1 protein-coding gene is annotated in these 253 nt (G+C 73.5%); it reads left to right on the top strand.

Features of this window, described 5'->3' with window-relative positions:
- On the top strand, positions 1-253 hold a 253-nt coding region (locus ACQG3P_RS20810), incomplete at both ends, for an alpha/beta hydrolase (RefSeq protein WP_426806113.1).

The following is a 253-nucleotide window of genomic DNA, read 5'->3' as shown; positions in this document are numbered from 1 at the left end:
TGGTAACTCCCGCCTCCCGCCCATCCGCCCCCACCGACGAGCGCCTCATCGCCGCGCACGACCCCGTACAGGCGGCAACCCGCTCGGCCCCCGGGCGCCGCGGCACCGTACTGTTCGCCCAAGGTTTCGGCCAGACCCGGCACGCCTGGACTGCCACCGCGCAGTCGCTGGCGGCCGCCGGCTACCAGACGCACGCCTACGATGCACGCGGCCATGGCGACTCGGACTGGAACCCGGCCACCCTCGCCTATCA

It is taken from the genome of Stenotrophomonas sp. SrG (assembly GCF_050031795.1).
In the GTDB taxonomy this organism is placed as follows: Bacteria; Pseudomonadota; Gammaproteobacteria; order Xanthomonadales; family Xanthomonadaceae; genus Stenotrophomonas; species Stenotrophomonas rhizophila_A.
Note: the sequence above shows the minus strand (reverse complement) of the source record. Positions and strands in the feature narration are given on the sequence as shown.